Genomic DNA, 727 nt, shown 5'->3' on the forward strand with positions numbered 1-727 from the left:
CGGAAATCCTCCAGCCCTTCCTGCCCGGCCACCTGACTGGCCACCAGCAACAGATGACCCAGCAGTGCCTGGTCGGCCTCTTCAGCATCGGACAGCTTGGCAATCGGCTTCTTGGGAATCACCAGNAAATGGGTGGGCGCCTGGGGATTGATATCCCGAAAGGCCAGGCACTGGTCGTCTTCGAAGATGATATCGGCCGGAATTTCCCGGTCGATGATCTTGGAGAAAAGCGTTTCAGCCATAATTGCTCTCGGTTGGGTCAGCGGAAAAGCCACGTCGGAACCCCGTAGCCATGTCACAGCATGTGCACTTTACTGTGCAACCGGTGTGCCCCGGTTCACAGCTACTACGATAACTGCTCGTAAAATGTCCGCAGCAAGCGCTGTGCACCTTAGCGGCAGCCCAGAATAATGGCATTATAGTGACCTGTCGAAACCCATCATTATCAACCGGAACAGCATGGCCACTCTTTTTGTCGAAAATTTAACCGTCGCCGATTTCTCCTACCTGCACCCCAAGCGCGGCATGGTGGGTGAATCCTGGCTGGTGGACCTGGAACTGAGCGGCGACCTGGATGATCAGGGCATGGTCTTCGACTTTGGTCACATCAAGAAGCGCATCAAGCAGATCATCGACGACAGCGTGGATCACCGCCTGCTGGTTCCCGTGGATAATGACCAGACCACCATCGCCGAACGCGATAACGCCACCAGCCTGGAATGGGTTT

Annotated in this window: 2 protein-coding genes; one reads left to right on the plus strand and one right to left on the minus strand. The window is 55.6% G+C overall.

The window, feature by feature from the left end; translation table 11 throughout:
• Nucleotides 1-242 (minus strand): HIT domain-containing protein (locus tag A3730_RS06295; protein ID WP_063537734.1); only part of this gene is annotated, 242 nt, incomplete at its 3' end.
• 217 nt (nt 243-459) lie between these two features.
• Between A3730_RS06295 and A3730_RS06300 the strand changes: the two genes are divergently transcribed.
• Nucleotides 460-727 (plus strand): 6-carboxytetrahydropterin synthase (locus A3730_RS06300; RefSeq protein WP_197477332.1); only part of this gene is annotated, 268 nt, incomplete at its 3' end.

The sequence above is a fragment of the Alcanivorax sp. HI0044 genome (assembly GCF_001634945.1).